Below are 15,168 nucleotides of genomic sequence, written 5' to 3'. Positions count from 1 at the left end.
CAAAAATGGTTACTTTCCACACTAATCACGGCGATATCGTAATCAAAACGTTTGATGATAAAGCGCCTGAAACAGTTAAAAACTTCCTGGACTACTGCCGCGAAGGTTTTTACAACAACACCATTTTCCACCGTGTTATTAACGGTTTCATGATCCAGGGCGGCGGTTTCGAGCCAGGCATGAAGCAAAAAGCCACGAAAGAAGCGATCAAAAACGAAGCGAACAACGGTCTGAAAAATACCCGTGGTACGCTGGCAATGGCGCGTACTCAGGCTCCGCACTCCGCAACCGCACAGTTCTTCATCAACGTTGCTGACAACGACTTCCTGAACTTCTCCGGTGAAAGCATGCAGGGTTGGGGTTACTGCGTGTTCGCTGAAGTTGTTGAAGGCATGGACGTGGTTGATAAAATCAAAGGCGTTTCCACCGGTCGCAGCGGCATGCACCAGGATGTGCCAAAAGAAGACGTCATCATTGAAAACGTGACCGTCAGCGAGTAATCGTGGCGACACTGTTTATTGCAGATCTTCACCTCTGCACAGAAGAACCGGCGATCACCGCCGGTTTTCTGCGTTTTTTAGCCGGCGATGCACGCAATGCCGATGCGCTATACATTCTCGGCGACCTGTTTGAAGCCTGGATTGGCGACGACGACCCGAATCCACTGCATCATGAAATGGCCGCAGCGATAAAAACGCTGGCAGATTCCGGCGTCCCCTGCTTTTTTATTCACGGCAACCGTGATTTTCTGCTCGGCAAGCGTTTTGCCCGTGCGAGCGGCATGACCTTGCTTCCCGAAGAAAAAGTGCTCGACCTGTATGGCCGCAAGGTTCTGATCATGCATGGCGACACCTTATGCACCGACGACGCAGGCTATCAGGCGTTTCGCACCAAAGTACATCAACCCTGGCTACAGAAGCTGTTTCTCGCCCTGCCCCTGTTTGTTCGCCAGCGCATTGCCGCAAAAATGCGCGCCAACAGTAAAGCCGCCAACAGCAGTAAATCGCTGGAAATCATGGATGTGAATCCGCAGGCCGTGATTAACGAGATGGAAAAACATCAGGTCCAGTGGTTAATTCACGGACATACACACCGTCCGGCTGTCCACGAACTCACGGCCAATGAGCAACCCGCTTTCCGCGTGGTATTAGGCGCATGGCATACCGAAGGCTCAATGGTGAAAGTCACGCCCAGCGACGTTGAGCTGATCGCGTTTCCGTTTTAATTCTGCAGATATCCAGTTCCTCTTTACACAAAACTATCCGAGTTGCATCGAGGCGGCAAATCTGTGAGTCCCCAGGAGCTTACAAAAGTAAGTGACTGGGGTGAGCCGATACAGCCAACAAAGAGGCAGCTTGAAGAGTGAAGTGTAGATCGCGCAATCGTTTTCCTTGAAGGTTAATTATGCTATTCTCTGTGGCCTCAAAAGTCGAGTGTAGTGCACCACAGGAGTTTTCAGACGCATGTCTTCCCGCAATAATCCGGCGCGTGTCGCCATCGTGATGGGGTCCAAAAGCGACTGGGCTACCATGCAGTTCGCCGCCGAAATCTTCGAAATCCTGGACGTTCCGCATCATGTTGAAGTCGTCTCCGCCCACCGCACCCCAGACAAATTGTTCAGCTTCGCCGAAAGCGCTGAAGAGAACGGTTATCAGGTGATTATTGCCGGAGCCGGTGGCGCAGCGCATTTGCCTGGCATGATTGCGGCGAAAACGCTGGTGCCAGTTCTCGGCGTTCCGGTGCAAAGCGCAGCGTTGAGCGGCGTAGATAGCCTCTACTCCATTGTTCAAATGCCTCGCGGTATTCCCGTTGGAACACTGGCGATCGGCAAAGCGGGTGCGGCCAATGCGGCCCTACTGGCAGCGCAAATTCTGGCTACACACGACAACGCATTACACCAGCGTCTGGACGACTGGCGCAAAGCACAAACCGATGAGGTACTGGAGAATCCGGACCCGCGAGGTGCGGCATGAAGCAGGTCTGCGTACTCGGTAACGGTCAGCTAGGACGCATGCTGCGCCAGGCCGGCGAGCCGCTGGGCATTGCGGTCTGGCCCGTCGGGCTGGACGCTGAACCGGCTGCTGTCCCTTTTCAGCAAAGCGTGATCACCGCAGAGATTGAGCGCTGGCCGGAAACGGCGCTCACTCGCGAACTGGCGCGCCACCCGGCGTTTGTTAACCGCGACGTCTTCCCGATTATTGCCGACCGTCTGACGCAAAAGCAGCTTTTTGACAAGCTCGGTCTGGCGACCGCGCCGTGGCAACTGCTGGCAGATAAAAGCGAATGGTCTGCGGTATTCGACAAACTCGGCGAGCTGGCGATCGTCAAACGTCGCGTCGGCGGCTACGACGGTCGTGGGCAGTGGCGTTTGCGCGCAAATGAAACCGCACAACTGCCGGATGATTGCTATGGCGAGTGCATCGTCGAGCGGGGAATCAACTTCTCTGGCGAAGTCTCACTGGTTGGCGCTCGGGCGCATGACGGCAGCACCGTTTTCTATCCGCTAACCCATAACCTGCATCAGGACGGCATTCTGCGCACCAGCGTGGTGTTCCCGCAGGCTAACGCCAGACAGCAGGCACAGGCTGAAGCGATGCTCTCCGCCATCATGCAGGAGCTGGGCTATGTCGGCGTGATGGCGATGGAATGTTTCATCACCCCGGAAGGTCTGCTGATCAACGAACTGGCTCCGCGCGTGCACAACAGCGGACACTGGACGCAAAACGGCGCCAGCATCAGCCAGTTTGAGCTGCACCTGCGCGCCATTACCAACCTGCCGTTACCTACGCCGGTGGTGAATAATCCTTCGGTGATGGTAAACCTGATTGGTAGCGACCTGAACTACGACTGGCTGAAGCTACCGCTGGTACACCTGCACTGGTATGACAAAGAAGTGCGTGAAGGGCGTAAGGTGGGGCACCTGAACCTGAGCGACAGCGATACCGCGCGCCTTAGCGCGACACTGGAAGCGCTTATCCCCCTGCTGCCGCCGGAATATGCCAGCGGTATTATCTGGGCGCAGTCAAAGCTGAAATAAGAAGACGCGGGGCGGGTATACACACGCCCCGTTTTTTTACAGACGGATACAGGTTCCAGCATTTCCCGCCAGCGTATCTTCAATGCGTGACAGCGCGCCAATCCATGCTGGTTTCCCACGGCGTTTCACATATCCACTGACAGCGGTGACCTTTGGTCCCATCGAACCATCTGCTTTAGCAAACGGCGCCAGTTCATCCGGAGAGGCCTGACGAATCGCGCGCTGTTCCGGCGTTCCCCAGTTTTCATAGACCGCATCAGCATCGGTCAAAATAACCAGACCATCGGCATCAATCTGTTCAGCCAGCAACGCCGCCGCCAGGTCCTTATCAATGACCGCTTCAGACCCTAATCCTTCGCCAGTAACCGGGACACCGCCACCCCCGCTGCAAATCACCACATGCCCTTCCTTGAGTAAGAGCTTAATGGCGTCACTTTCAACGATCTGGCGAGGTTCTGGCGAAGCGACAACGCGCCGCAGGTATTTGCCGTCACGCTTCATATGCCAGCCGTAGGTCGCTTCCAGCTGCGTTTGTTCTTCTGGCGAATAGACCGGACCAATAAATTTTTCCGGTGCCATAAACGCAGGATCGTCTTCTGAGACAACAATTCGTGTCAACACTGTGGTCACTGGCGGCATTTCCGGTTCAGCGGTCAGGCTCTGGGCCAACATATAACCAATCATGCCCTGCGTCTCGGCCACCAGCACATCTAATGGATAAGGCTCGACCTCCTTCCAGGCGAGATTCTGTAACGAAAGCAGGCCAACCTGCGGCCCATTGCCATGGACAATAGCCAGGCGATATGTGCGCGCCAGACGCGCCAGGGCGGGTACGGCGCTGGCAATATTACGGTATTGATTTTCTGCAGTCAGCGCCTCGCCGCGCTGCAATAATGCGTTGCCACCGAGAGCAACAACCAGCGTTTTCATTCCCTATCCTTCTATGATTTGTTGTCCAATCCAGAACCCCAGCAGAGTATCTGCGCCGGAGGTATGCCCAAGCGCCAGCAGCGAATCAATCGCCGCATCCAGTCTTTCCTGACGACGCAATGCATGGGTAAAGTGGAGTAAAGGTGAAGCGAAGTAACCTGCAGCCGCGTAACGCAAGTAGCTCACGCTAACCACAGTCGTCGCCTGTTCAAGGTTGCCGGAAGCAGCAAAGAAATGTTGGCCGGAAACCTTATTCAGCGCACCGAAATACCAGGCTGCCAGCAGCATGCCGGTCAACGTGTCATCATGGCTGGGCGTTAGCCCGGGCCCCTTGCCTAACCACTGTCGCCAGTCTGTCGACAACCCCGCAAGCGCCGAGAAAAAGCAGTGACGGAACTGGCGTAGTTCGGGGCACAAAGGCAGGTTTGCCGCCAACATTAACGGCCCGAACAATCCCGTTTCCTCACCGCGATCCATCCAGGCAGGTGCAAGGCGCGGGGAATGTGGCCGGGAAGTGATTCTCAACGAACAGCGGCGATGCGGCTGGCACAGTAAAAATGGCCCCAGTTGGATCCCACCAGGGACAGCCTGAGGAGATTCGTTTCCACGTAACACCGCACTCAGCGCATCAAAATCATGCGTACGGATCACCCATCCTGCCGGGCTAAAGCCGCTCCCCTGGCGGTGCAATGTCAACAGTGCGCCCCCTTCGGCCACGAGATTAATCGCGCGTCGCCAGACGCCAGACAATTGCCAGGACTGGCGGAAATCCGGGGACTGTTGGCTGGCCAGCAAAGGATGGATGATCATCATGCGCGCCTCTTTTAGCTAATGCCCATGCTTTCAGCCAGCGCTTCGAGAGCCAGCTCAAAACAGGCCAACGGCGCACGGACGGTTCCCGCGCCAATCTGACCAATACCGGCCTCTTTATGCGCAATACCGGTATTGATCAGTGGCGTAATCCCCGTTTCGACCACGCGGCGAATATCGAGTCCCAGACAAGCCCCCTGGAAATCCCAGCCAGGGATCTGCAACTGCATATTGCGCTCCAGATAGATTTCCGCCATCTCCTCGGACACAGATTTCGCCGCTTCCATTCCACCAGCCCCGACAAAACGCGTGACGCCTGGTGCGGCGATCATCGCTGCTCCGCCAATGCCAAACGTTTCGGTGATGGCGCTATCACCCATATCAGGGTTAGCCTGTTCCTGCGAAAAACCAGTAAAGAACAGTCCCTGCGGGGTGTTAACCGGTGCGGTAAACCAGCGATCGCCAAGTCCACTCACCCTAATTCCGAACATGTCGCCATTACGGGTCATCGCCGTCACAATACTGCCAGAACGCACCATCGCTCCGGCGTCCATCGCCGCTTTACAGTAAGCCATCGCAAGGTTGAGGAAGAACTGGTCGGTTACGCTGAGGAAATCCATCACTTCAGCAATCTGCTGCTTATCATGTTGTAGACGGGCAATTTGCGGTGCCAGCGTACGCATCAGCAGGGCTGAAGAGGCAATGTTGCGCTGATGGAACTCGTCGCCCATCGTAATGCCCTGTGCCATCATGGCGGTCAGATCAATACCCTGTTCCAGCGTCCCCAATGCGGCGCTTAAGACCGGCATCAGAACATCGCGCATCCAGCGTAAGCGCTGCTGGACATCCTCGCCGTACGCACCGAAGCGCATCACCTTGCCAATGCCTTCGTTGAGATTGCAGTACGCGCGGTTCCCTTCAGTAATGTTTTCCACCACCAACATCGGCATGCTGGCAGAAGTGATCCCGCCCATTGGCCCCACGGCATTAACGTGATGGCAAGGTACAAAATTGACTTTCCCCTGCTCCAGTAATGCCAGCGCGCTCATTTCGTCATTGGCCCACCCTTCAAACAGGCACGCACCAATGCAGGCCCCTTTCATCGGGCCGGTCATCTCTTGCCAGCGCATTGGCGGTCCCGCATGAAGCAGCGTTTTTCCTTCATTAAGTTCACTGATTAACGAGGACGCGGGTTGCACATCCAGCCAGTGCGGGCGCGCGCGACGAATTTGTTCGATTACTGCAGTATTGGCTTGTGCCACTGATGTAAACATTGGAACCCCTTATTGCAAACGTTCTAATAAACGAGCCAGTTTTTTGTTACCGCCAGCGACAGGCGCCCACTGGTAATGCACCACAGGCTTTTCTGCCGCCTGTAAATCCAGTGCAAAACTGCGTAACCCGGCATTAATGACCGCCACTTTTTCCAGTAGCGAAGGTGAGGATTGATGAGATAAAGGTTGAGATGGGCGAATCAGTTCGGCGGCAAGCAAGGTAGCCTCAGGCAGTGAACTCACCACGGCGATACCGGCATCTTCCAGCGTGGCGATTTGCAGTGAACGACACTGCGGATCGCGTTCTGTACCGGTCACCGTGGCGATCGCAAACAGCGGTTGGTCGATGTCACGCACAGCGCATGCCTTTTGCCAGGCCTCAACCAGTGATGCAGCTGGATCTGCCGTCGCCCCGTAACCAATCACGACGTCGACCAATAACACCCGCACCTGCGGCTGAGAGCCGAGGTCCGTAATAAGCTGATTGCGTAACGCAGGGTCGATCATCGGATGCGGACGCCCGACGGTGTAAAAATCATCCCCGAGGTCGATAATCTGATGCCCGGCGGCATCCAACATCATGCCGTGATGATGTTGTGCATCCGCTGCAACATTAAGGTTTGCGGCCAGCAGACCCGCCGCTTCGGCAGCCAGCGTTCCTCCGGTATAGAGCCCCCGAATAAGGCCGTCCCCCGTGGCAGAAAGCGCGCCACGTCGCGCCGTGACGCGCGCCAGCAAACAGGCGAGACGGGCCGCATCATCCAGCGTCGAGGCAAACCAGACGTTCTCATCGCGGGTCGCTGCGCTGTTGTAACCTAAAAACAGGGCCACAACGGGTTTACCCGTGGCTTTCATCGCCGTGACAATCCGCTGGCGAACGGCTTCCGCAGGTGGTTTAGACACAAAAGCCAACACCTGACTTTTATCATCCGCGCCGAGCATATCCAGCGCGGTAAGTGCGCTAATTCCTCCCACCTCAGCGCTCAGGTCGCGTCCACCCAGACCAATGGCGTGAGTGATGCCTTCCCCGGCCAGTGCTATCTGTGAACACAGCTCCTGGATCCCTGTGCCGGAGGCGCCTATGACGCCAATGTTGCCTTCCGGCATCACGTTGGCAAATGCCAGCGGCGTACCAGCGATCATGGCGGTTCCGCAATCGGGTCCCATCACCAGCAGGCCTTTATCTTGTGCACGCCGCTTCAGATTGATTTCATCTTCCAGCGTGACGTTGTCGGAGAACATCATGACGTTCAGGTTGCGATCCAGCGCCTGGTTCGCCAGTTCAGCCGCGTATTCGCCCGCTACAGAAATTAACGTCATATTCGCTTCAGGCAATTTCTGACACGCGCTTTCCCAGCGCCTGACCTGCAATAGCGTTTGGCTCCCCCCGGTTGCCTGCGCCAACTGCTGCAACGACTCATCCAGTTGCTGCAAAATAGTCTGGGTAATACTTTCATCCGCCGCTTCAGTACGAATCGCCACGCAAATATCATTCGGCGTCGCCTGATTAAAATCGTCATGCCAGAATCCGGTTGTTTCCAGCAATGATTTATTCGCTGGCGTTCCCATCATCACCGATACATCGTCTACATTTTCGGACTCACTCAGCTTGCGTGAAATAATCATTAAACTGACAGAGTCCTGAAAACACCCTTTTTTAATAAAGGCGTGGATCATAACAACCCCTTAATAATTGCACCCATGGCAATTGCACGAGTAGTGTTAATGTGGAACTCAAGGTATATATCTGGCATAGCAAATAGAGTGACTGATATCACATACGATTTATTAGCAAAAGAATTTTAATAACCACCTAAGGATTACATGTTATTTTCTAACGACATTATTTATTTAAAAAGAAAAGGCAAACCAATGCTGATTATCAAATAAATTCTAACTATATTTTTTTGCCTGTCTGGATCACATATTAGATTTATTTTCCCGGTATGTTAACGGCAGTCATGCTTCACACCGTCGTTAAAAAGGAAGACAGATGAAAATCAGTCGGGAAACACTCCACCAGCTTATCGAGAATAAGCTTTGCAAGGCCGGACTAAAACGTGAGCACGCCGCAACGGTTGCCGAGGTATTGGTTTATGCCGATGCCAGAGGCATTCATTCTCATGGCGCTGTACGCGTTGAATACTATGCCGAGCGCATTTCAAAAGGCGGCACCAACCGCGAACCCACATTTCGTTTTGAAGATACCGGTCCCTGCACAGCGATTTTGCATGCCGATAATGCCGCCGGGCAAGTCGCAGCAAAAATGGGTATGGAGCATGCAATTGAAATTGCTGAAAAAAATGGCGTCGCCGTTGTCGGCATTAGCCGAATGGGGCACAGCGGAGCCATTTCTTACTTTGTGCAGCAAGCCGCCCGCGCAGGCCTGATTGGACTCTCTGTCTGCCAGTCCGATCCGATGGTCGTACCGTTCGGCGGCGCAGAAATTTACTACGGAACCAATCCGTTAGCCTTCGCAGCGCCAGGGGCTGGCGACGATATCATGACCTTCGATATGGCGACGACGGTGCAGGCCTGGGGCAAAGTTCTGGATGCCCGCTCACGCAATGAACTAATCCCCGATACCTGGGCTGTCGATAAAAATGGCGCGCCGACCACCGATCCTTTTACGGTTAATGCGTTGCTTCCCGCTGCCGGGCCGAAAGGCTATGGTCTGATGATGATGATCGATGTGTTATCCGGGATTCTGCTGGGATTACCGTTTGGTCGTCAGGTCAGTTCTATGTATGAAGATCTCCATGCTGGACGTAATTTAGGCCAACTGCATTTGGTGATTAACCCCGAGTTTTTCTCCTCCAGCCAATTATTTCGTCAGCATCTCAGTCAAACCATGCAAGAGTTGAATGCCGTTACTCCTGCGCCTGGTTTTAAACAGGTTTATTACCCCGGACAGGATCAAGATATTAATCAACGTAATGCCGCCGTTCATGGCATTGACATTGTTGATGATATTTATCAATACCTGATTTCCGATGCTCTCTATATCAAGTCATACGAAACAAAGAACCCCTTTGCGCAATAATTATTGAAACAGGAATTTCATATGATTAATCATTTTCGTCACGCAATAGAAGAAACCCTTCCCTGGCTCTCTTCCTTTGGCGCAGATCCATCCGGTGGGATGACGCGCCTGCTGTATTCGCCAGAATGGCTTGAAACACAACAGCAATTTAAAAAGCGTATGGATGTCAGCGGCCTGGAAACACGCTTTGATGAAGTAGGTAATTTATACGGTCGCCTGCGCGGGAGTGAATCCCCGGAACAAGTCATTTTAAGCGGCTCGCATATTGATACCGTCGTCAACGGCGGCAATCTTGACGGCCAGTTTGGCGCGCTGGCGGCGTGGTTAGCAATTGACTGGCTTAAGACCACCTACGGCGCACCGCTGAAAACGGTCGAAGTGGTCTCGATGGCAGAAGAAGAAGGCAGCCGCTTCCCGTATGTCTTCTGGGGCAGCAAAAACATTTTTGGGCTGGCCAATCCCGATGACGTCCGTAACATCCAGGACGCGAAAGGCACCCGTTTTGTTGACGCAATGAACGCCTGCGGCTTTACCCTCCCCTCAGAACCACTTCATGCCCGCAGTGACATCAAAGCCTTCGTTGAATTACACATCGAACAAGGTTGCGTGCTTGAAAGCAATGGCCAGTCGATAGGCGTCGTCAGCGCGATTGTAGGACAACGTCGCTACACGGTAACGCTGAACGGCGAATCCAACCATGCGGGTACAACGCCGCTGAGCTACCGTCGCGATACCGTTTACGCTTTCAGTCGCATCTGCAGCCAGTCTATCGAGAAAGCCAAAAAGCATGGCGATCCTCTGGTACTGACCTTTGGTAAGGTCGAGCCGCAGCCGAACACCGTCAACGTGGTGCCAGGAAAAACGACCTTCACGATCGATTGCCGTCATACCGATGCCGATGTATTACGTGATTTTACTCAGCAACTGGAAAACGACATGCGCGCCATCTGCGATGAAATGGATATCGGTATTGATATCGATTTGTGGATGGATGAAACGCCGGTCCCGATGGACAGTAAACTGGTCTCCACCCTTACCGAACTGTGTGAAAAAGAACAGCTGAACTACCGTGTGATGCACAGCGGCGCGGGCCATGATGCGCAAATTTTCGCGCCTCGCGTACCGACCTGCATGATTTTCATTCCCAGCATTAACGGTATCAGCCACAACCCCGCTGAACGCACAAACATTAACGACCTTGCCGAAGGGGTCAAAACTCTGGCATTAATGCTTCATCAACTTGCCTGGCAGAAATAAGGAGTCACCCATGGGATATCTGAATAACGTTACGGGTTATCGCGATGATTTACTGGCTAATCGCGCAATTGTAAAACACGGTAACTTCGCCCTGCTAACCCCGGACGGACTGGTTAAAAACATCATTCCGGGTTTTGAAAACTGTGACGTCACCATCCTCTCAACGCCGAAACTAGGCGCGTCGTTTGTTGATTATCTGGTGACGGTTCACCAAAGCGGTGGTAACCAGAGCGGTTTCGGCGGCGAAGGCGTTGAAACGTTCGTCTATGTTATCTCCGGCAAAATTGAAGCAAAAGCAGAGGGTAAAACATTCGCTTTAACTCAGGGTGGATACCTTTATTGCCCGCCCGGCGAGCTGCTCACCTTTAGTAATGCCCAGGCTGAAGACAGCCAGCTGTTTTTATACAAACGTCGTTATACGCCAGTAGCAGGTCATTCGCCGTGGCTGGTTTCCGGTAACACCAACCAGTTAGAACGTATTCATTATGAAGGCATGGATGACGTGATCCTGCTGGATTTCCTGCCTAAAGAATTGGGCTTCGATATGAATATGCACATTCTGTCGTTCGAGCCGGGCGCTAGCCACGGTTATATCGAAACGCACGTCCAGGAACACGGGGCGTATATTCTTTCAGGCCAGGGCGTTTATAACCTCGACAATCAGTGGATCCCGGTGAAAAAAGGCGACTACATCTTTATGGGAGCTTATTCCCTGCAGGCCGGATACGGCGTGGGTCGTGGCGAAGCATTCAGCTACATCTATTCCAAAGATTGCAACCGGGATGTTGAGATCTAACAGCGTATAGCCCTCCTGATACTTTTTTATTTAGCTATGTTGGGTTTTGCCACGGTGTATACCGTGGCTTTTTTTATGCTTAACGCTGAGCCACCACCTGACCCAATTTCATCGCACAAGCGATATTACGCGCACAGTGATAGAGATTGGTTTCGCCGTTTGTCAGCACTTCTGCTAACGGCGCGAGTCGCGGCAGAATACTGAACACCGCATCGATACCATGATCGTGAACCACCTCTACGCCTTCGCCCAACACCCCGGCGATGCCGATCACGGGAACATGATGCCGCATGGCTACCGACGCGACACCGATTGGCGCTTTGCCACCGACCGTTTGCGAATCAATACGCCCTTCGCCGGTAATAACCAGCGCCGCGTCCTGGATTGCCTGCTCCAGCTGTACAGCCTGCAGCACAATCTCGATCCCGGGTTTCATGCTGGCCTGCAGGAAGATAAACGCAGCAATCCCCATTCCTCCAGCCGCTCCGCCGCCCGCCACCTGAGCAACATCCTCGCCGGTCAGCGTTTGCAGCACATGGGCATAGTTGAGCAACCCTTCTTCCAGCCTCTCAACCATTTCCGCCGTCGCCCCTTTCTGCGGGCCGAATACTCTTGCCGCGCCGCGCGGGCCAACCAGCGGATTATCAACGTCACAGGCGACGTCAATGCGACACGCTTTCAGCCGCGGATCGCAGTGTTGCAGGTCGATGCGCGCAAGGCGAGACAAACTCCCGCCCCCAGCGCTTAATGGCGCACCTTGCGCATCCAGAAAACGAACGCCAAGCGCCTGGGCCATCCCCATACCGCCATCAACCGTCGCACTCCCGCCAATACCAAGAATAATATGACGAATACCGGTATCCAGCGCATGGCGAATCAGTTCACCAGTGCCGTAACTTGAGGCCAGCAGTGGATTGCGCGCCTGCGGTTCGACCAGCATCAGCCCACTCGCCGCCGCCATTTCAATAATTGCGGTCTTACCATCCCCGGTCAGGCCATAAAATCCCATAACCTGTTCCCCCATCGGCCCGCAGACTTCCACAGAGATAACTTTTCCGCCTGTCGCCGCCACCATTGCATCTACAGTTCCCTCTCCGCCATCAGCAACCGGCAAACAAATATATTCTGCATCCGGGAATATGGCTGAAAATCCAGCTTTAATTGCCTTGCAGCATTGGTCTGCGCTTAAGCTCTCTTTAAATGAATCTGGCGCAATTACAATTTTCATCATCAATCCTTTTTCATCATGTTATTTAATGCGTTCCCATGGAATGAGATTTTCCATAAGCACCGCCAGTAAAATTCCCACCAACAAGCCATTGCTCAGTAATGGCCGAATCGTCAGCGGAAGATCTTGTAAATAAACTGGAGGCAACCCCATCAAAAAAATGCCGACAAATAGCGGGAGCGCCAGTCGATAAATATTGCGTGCGGTAAATGTGATTTGTTGGCTAAAAACCAGGCCGGAATAGAGTAGCGGAAGATAAGAAACCAGCATCACGGCACTGCTGATCGCCAGCGGAATAGCGCAAAATAAGCGGGTTAGCGGCGTCACTATCGCCACGAATAAACATAATACACTGCCGCAAATAAATGATTTTCGCGAGCTGTCGCCGGTCTGTGTTAACAAGCCAATAGAAGAGACAAAAGGTGAAAATGGAATAACGGCAAAAGGGACTGTCACCAACGTCATAAAACCGGAAATAATAAAACTGCGGCGATAACGCGAACTGCTGGAGCCTTGCTGCGCATAAAAGACGTCCGTGCCGCGCACTGCCCCATAGGTATTACTGACATTCACCAGACCAGTGATCACGGCCGTCAAAATAATGCCCGGTAACAGTTTGCCGTGGCTACCTAGTGGAAACCATTGCCAACTTGAATCACCAGCCGGCAAGGTCATTGATGGAAAACACAATCGCCAAAGCCCCCATCCCACTATCGCCCCCACCAACAGGGCATAGCGCGAGATCCGCTGTGGTAAAAAGATGATCATCGCAAGGATGAAGCACATCACGGCAACGGCCAGACTAAAGGGAGCCAGTTGAATTTTGACGCTGGTATCCGCAATACCAAAGGGCAATCCCAACATGCCCTTAAAAAAGATGGTGGTCAGCTGCGCACCGAGCAGCAGCATAAAAAAAACCATCACCGTTGGGGTAAAAAACCGGGCTAATCGATGCCCTAAACCGCTAAAGCCGATAATCATCGTCAGTACAGCGGAAATCACAATGCCAACGGACAGGCTGGTAGCAATATCATTGAGCGGTGTCCCACGTGATGCCTCAGCCAGGGTAATCGTCAGAATGGTTCCCCACCATAAACCGGTGGGACCTTCCATAATGGCGCGGCGGTGGCCACAAATTACCTGCGCCAGACAGGCCAGCGACGTTGTTAAAAAAGCGTACTGCGTGAGCATTAGCAGATTGCTGACAGGAAGATGAAAGGCAGAAACCAGCGTTGGCGGGACCACGACCGTGTTACAAAAAATAAAGAAAAACCACTGAAAGCCGGACAACAAACTTTCGCGGTTAATAACAGGAAGCATATTCATACCTTAAAATAGAGAATGCCCGCCAACATGACGGGCATTAATTCACATCACATTATTGTTGATGTTTAAGGATAAATTGACCTTTAGGCGATACCGGGAAACCCTGCTCAATGTCATAAATAACATCACCACGCAGAATGGTTTTCGTAATGCGCGCGCCAATTGTACGGCCTACATACGGGCTGACTTTATGGCGATATTCCAGGTCTTCGTTCTTCAGAACGTATTTGCTGTCAGGTTGAATAAAGACGAAATCGGCGTCTTTACCCGGGGCGATACGTCCCTTCTGCTTCAGACCAAAAATATCGGCGGCATTGGTTGCCATCAATTTCGCGAACAGCGGCAACGACATACCGCGTTTTTGCACGGCTTCATCAAACATAACGTCCATGCAGTTCTGCAGTCCGGCGATACCGCCCCACGCCTGCATGATATTGCCGGCTTTCATTTCCGGCGGGCACGGAGAGTGGTCGGAAACCAGGCAGTCAATTTCACCGTTAAACAGCTTTTCCCACATACCTTGCTGATTTTGCAGATCGCGGATCGGTGGAGAACATTTCGCCAAGGTGCCAATCTCTTCAAACTGATCGGTATCCAGCACGAAATAATGCGGGCAAGATTCGCAGGTCACATCTTGACCTTCCTGACGGGCGCGGGTTACTTCTTCCACGCCTTCCGGACTGCTGATATGGCAGACATGCAGGCGACAACCAGCAACTTTCGCCAGATACAGTACGCGACGAATCGCTTCCACTTCGGTAAACACCGGGCGTGAGGCCACATAGTCATGCGCCGTGACGCGACCTTCGCGTTTAGCTTCCTCACCAAGCTCGTCACAGATGAGCGCGTTTTCGCAATGCACCAGTACCGTCTGATTCATTTCCGCCAGCTTCTGCGCGCCTTTGTAGAACTGCCAGTCGTTCACATCGCGGAAATCATTATCGATACCGCGGTCACCGCAGGTGGCAACAAAGCATTTAAAGCCAACGACACCGACGTCATCCAGTTCGTGCAAACGATCGAGGTTGTAAGAAACCAGCCCCCCAAGCTGCGCGGCATCAATGGTCAACTTGCCTTTGGCCGCATCAAATTTCAGTTCGATGGTTTCACGATCCACCGTTGCTGGCAGCTGGTTGAGGGGCATTTCGATCATCGTGGTGATACCGCCTTTTGCCGCGGCACGCGTCCCTGTCTCATACCCTTCCCAATGGGTACGACCTGGCTCAGAGATATGGGTATGCGCATCAACCATACCAGGTGAAACTACCAGACCCGTCGCATCCATAACCTGCTTCGCCTCCCCCAGATTCTCGCCAATGGCGGCGATTTTTCCAGCGTGGACGGCAATATCAACAATACGAGCTTCATTTTCTAAAATAACAGTACCGTTCTTAATAATTAAATCAAAAGACATAACGAACTCCTTGTATGGATACAGATAATTTTTATAAATAACTCACGCTTAAA

At 53.1% G+C, this 15,168-nt stretch carries 14 protein-coding genes; 7 read left to right on the top strand and 7 right to left on the bottom strand.

Annotated elements, in window-relative coordinates:
* Window positions 1-5: 5 nt before the first annotated feature.
* The 4 genes from ppiB (at window position 6) to purK (ending at window position 3,037) form a co-directional block, all read left to right on the top strand.
* A complete protein-coding gene (gene ppiB, locus OGV98_RS15585) occupies window positions 6-500 on the top strand; it encodes a peptidylprolyl isomerase B (RefSeq protein ID WP_003021875.1) in 495 nt (164 codons plus the stop codon).
* A 2-nt stretch (window positions 501-502) separates the two neighbouring features.
* On the top strand, window positions 503-1,225 hold the full coding sequence (gene lpxH / locus OGV98_RS15580; protein WP_202580707.1) for a UDP-2,3-diacylglucosamine diphosphatase: 723 nt from the start codon (window positions 503-505) through the stop codon (window positions 1,223-1,225).
* A gap of 238 nt (window positions 1,226-1,463) precedes the next feature.
* A complete protein-coding gene (gene purE, locus OGV98_RS15575; RefSeq protein WP_032948733.1) occupies window positions 1,464-1,973 on the top strand; it encodes a 5-(carboxyamino)imidazole ribonucleotide mutase in 510 nt (169 codons plus the stop codon).
* Window positions 1,970-3,037 (top strand): 5-(carboxyamino)imidazole ribonucleotide synthase, encoded by a 1,068-nt coding sequence (purK, locus tag OGV98_RS15570; protein ID WP_003835757.1) that lies wholly within the window; start codon window positions 1,970-1,972, stop codon window positions 3,035-3,037. Before purE ends, purK begins: the two co-directional genes overlap by 4 nt.
* Before the next feature lie 36 nt (window positions 3,038-3,073).
* Here the strand turns inward: purK and OGV98_RS15565 are convergent, their stop codons facing one another.
* Genes OGV98_RS15565 through OGV98_RS15550 form a run of 4 tightly spaced genes read right to left on the bottom strand, consistent with a single transcriptional unit; the run spans window position 3,074 to window position 7,728 of the window.
* Window positions 3,074-3,967: a carbamate kinase gene (locus OGV98_RS15565; protein ID WP_003835758.1), complete on the bottom strand. Its 894-nt coding sequence runs from the start codon at window positions 3,965-3,967 to the stop codon at window positions 3,074-3,076.
* Window positions 3,968-3,970: 3 nt separating this feature from the next.
* On the bottom strand, window positions 3,971-4,780 hold the full coding sequence (locus OGV98_RS15560) for an oxamate carbamoyltransferase subunit AllH family protein (protein WP_202580708.1): 810 nt from the start codon (window positions 4,778-4,780) through the stop codon (window positions 3,971-3,973).
* An 11-nt stretch (window positions 4,781-4,791) separates the two neighbouring features.
* Window positions 4,792-6,051, bottom strand: a complete 1,260-nt coding sequence (locus OGV98_RS15555; protein WP_044699437.1) for a YlbE family protein — start codon at window positions 6,049-6,051, stop codon at window positions 4,792-4,794.
* A 9-nt stretch (window positions 6,052-6,060) separates the two neighbouring features.
* The gene (locus tag OGV98_RS15550) at window positions 6,061-7,728 is read right to left on the bottom strand and encodes an acyl-CoA synthetase FdrA (RefSeq protein ID WP_174501059.1); all 1,668 of its coding nucleotides are present in this window, start codon (window positions 7,726-7,728) and stop codon (window positions 6,061-6,063) included.
* 316 nt (window positions 7,729-8,044) lie between these two features.
* Here OGV98_RS15550 and allD point away from each other — a divergent pair, with 316 nt between their 5' ends.
* The 3 genes from allD to allE are packed head-to-tail and all read left to right on the top strand — an operon-like array spanning window position 8,045 to window position 11,147.
* Window positions 8,045-9,094: an ureidoglycolate dehydrogenase gene (gene allD, locus OGV98_RS15545; protein WP_003835766.1), complete on the top strand. Its 1,050-nt coding sequence runs from the start codon at window positions 8,045-8,047 to the stop codon at window positions 9,092-9,094.
* 21 nt (window positions 9,095-9,115) lie between these two features.
* A complete protein-coding gene (gene allC, locus OGV98_RS15540) occupies window positions 9,116-10,351 on the top strand; it encodes an allantoate deiminase (protein WP_032936940.1) in 1,236 nt (411 codons plus the stop codon).
* Between the two features lie 10 nt (window positions 10,352-10,361).
* Window positions 10,362-11,147, top strand: a complete 786-nt coding sequence (gene allE, locus OGV98_RS15535; RefSeq protein WP_003835769.1) for a (S)-ureidoglycine aminohydrolase — start codon at window positions 10,362-10,364, stop codon at window positions 11,145-11,147.
* A 79-nt stretch (window positions 11,148-11,226) separates the two neighbouring features.
* On the opposite strand, the gene glxK is transcribed toward allE, so the two are convergent.
* Genes glxK through allB form a run of 3 tightly spaced genes read right to left on the bottom strand, consistent with a single transcriptional unit; the run spans window position 11,227 to window position 15,115 of the window.
* Window positions 11,227-12,375 (bottom strand): glycerate 3-kinase, encoded by a 1,149-nt coding sequence (glxK, locus tag OGV98_RS15530; protein WP_003835770.1) that lies wholly within the window; start codon window positions 12,373-12,375, stop codon window positions 11,227-11,229.
* Between the two features lie 21 nt (window positions 12,376-12,396).
* Window positions 12,397-13,695 carry a uracil/xanthine transporter gene (locus OGV98_RS15525; protein WP_032936943.1) on the bottom strand — a complete coding sequence of 433 codons (1,299 nt, stop codon included), beginning with the start codon at window positions 13,693-13,695 and terminating at the stop codon, window positions 12,397-12,399.
* A 58-nt stretch (window positions 13,696-13,753) separates the two neighbouring features.
* The gene (allB, locus tag OGV98_RS15520) at window positions 13,754-15,115 is read right to left on the bottom strand and encodes an allantoinase AllB (RefSeq protein ID WP_044699426.1); all 1,362 of its coding nucleotides are present in this window, start codon (window positions 15,113-15,115) and stop codon (window positions 13,754-13,756) included.
* Window positions 15,116-15,168: the final 53 nt, after the last annotated feature.

Source organism: Citrobacter sp. Cf136 (assembly GCF_030333815.1).
Taxonomy (GTDB): Bacteria; Pseudomonadota; Gammaproteobacteria; order Enterobacterales; family Enterobacteriaceae; genus Citrobacter; species Citrobacter freundii.
The sequence above is the reverse complement of the archived record's forward strand: the minus strand, read 5'-3'. Positions and strand labels throughout refer to the sequence as shown.

What these genes read in the sequence shown, in the direction of transcription:
- purE (WP_032948733.1), top strand. Translation starts at nt 1,464, where the DNA reads ATGTCTTCCCGCAATAATCCGGCGCGTGTCGCCATCGTGATGGGGTCC.
- OGV98_RS15550 (WP_174501059.1), bottom strand. Translation starts at nt 7,728, where the DNA reads ATGATCCACGCCTTTATTAAAAAAGGGTGTTTTCAGGACTCTGTCAGT.
- OGV98_RS15565 (WP_003835758.1), bottom strand. Translation starts at nt 3,967, where the DNA reads ATGAAAACGCTGGTTGTTGCTCTCGGTGGCAACGCATTATTGCAGCGC.
- allE (WP_003835769.1), top strand. Translation starts at nt 10,362, where the DNA reads ATGGGATATCTGAATAACGTTACGGGTTATCGCGATGATTTACTGGCT.
- allD (WP_003835766.1), top strand. Translation starts at nt 8,045, where the DNA reads ATGAAAATCAGTCGGGAAACACTCCACCAGCTTATCGAGAATAAGCTT.
- allB (WP_044699426.1), bottom strand. Translation starts at nt 15,115, where the DNA reads ATGTCTTTTGATTTAATTATTAAGAACGGTACTGTTATTTTAGAAAAT.
- ppiB (WP_003021875.1), top strand. Translation starts at nt 6, where the DNA reads ATGGTTACTTTCCACACTAATCACGGCGATATCGTAATCAAAACGTTT.
- OGV98_RS15525 (WP_032936943.1), bottom strand. Translation starts at nt 13,695, where the DNA reads ATGCTTCCTGTTATTAACCGCGAAAGTTTGTTGTCCGGCTTTCAGTGG.
- glxK (WP_003835770.1), bottom strand. Translation starts at nt 12,375, where the DNA reads ATGAAAATTGTAATTGCGCCAGATTCATTTAAAGAGAGCTTAAGCGCA.
- purK (WP_003835757.1), top strand. Translation starts at nt 1,970, where the DNA reads ATGAAGCAGGTCTGCGTACTCGGTAACGGTCAGCTAGGACGCATGCTG.
- allC (WP_032936940.1), top strand. Translation starts at nt 9,116, where the DNA reads ATGATTAATCATTTTCGTCACGCAATAGAAGAAACCCTTCCCTGGCTC.
- OGV98_RS15555 (WP_044699437.1), bottom strand. Translation starts at nt 6,051, where the DNA reads ATGTTTACATCAGTGGCACAAGCCAATACTGCAGTAATCGAACAAATT.
- OGV98_RS15560 (WP_202580708.1), bottom strand. Translation starts at nt 4,780, where the DNA reads ATGATGATCATCCATCCTTTGCTGGCCAGCCAACAGTCCCCGGATTTC.